1 protein-coding gene is annotated in these 723 nt (G+C 69.2%); it reads left to right on the top strand.

Features of this window, described 5'->3' with window-relative positions; genetic code table 11:
• The coding region (locus CCN33_RS29080; protein ID WP_244173972.1) for an MFS transporter at positions 1–723 on the top strand (723 nt) is incomplete at both ends.

Here is a 723-nt window from a genome sequence, read left to right as displayed (position 1 = left end):
TCGCGGCCGCGGCCGCGATGGGTGGTTTCCTGTTCGGCTACGACAGCTCCGTGATCAACGGCGCCGTCGAGGCCATCCGGGACCGTTACGACGTGGGCTCCGCCGCCCTCGCCCAGGTCATCGCCATCGCGCTGATCGGCTGTGCCATCGGTGCGGCCACCGCCGGCCGCATAGCCGACCGTATCGGTCGAATCCGCTGCATGCAGATCGCCGCCGTCCTCTTCACCATCAGCGCGGTGGGCTCCGCCCTTCCGTTCGCGCTGTGGGACCTTGCCTTCTGGCGCATCATCGGCGGTTTCGCCATCGGTATGGCCTCGGTCATCGGCCCGGCCTACATCGCCGAGGTCGCCCCGCCGGCTTACCGCGGGCGCCTCGGCTCCTTCCAGCAGGCCGCGATCGTCATCGGCATCGCCGTCTCGCAGCTCGTCAACTGGGGCCTGCTGAACGCCGCCGGCGGCGACCAGCGCGGCAAGCTGATGGGCCTCGAGGTCTGGCAGGTCATGCTGGGCGTCATGGTGGTCCCGGCCGTCCTCTACGGCCTGCTCTCCTTCGCGATCCCCGAGTCCCCGCGCTTCCTGATCTCCGTCGGCAAGCGTGAGCGCGCCCGCCAGGTCCTGTCCGAGGTCGAGGGCAACGGTGTCGACCTCGACGCGCGGGTCAACGAGATCGAGCACGCGATGAAGTCCGAGCACAAGTCGTCCTTCAAGGACCTGCTCGGTGGCA

This window comes from Streptomyces recifensis, from assembly GCF_002154615.1.
GTDB lineage: Bacteria > Actinomycetota > Actinomycetes > Streptomycetales > Streptomycetaceae > Streptomyces > Streptomyces griseoluteus.
This window is presented reverse-complemented; position numbering and strand designations above follow the sequence as displayed.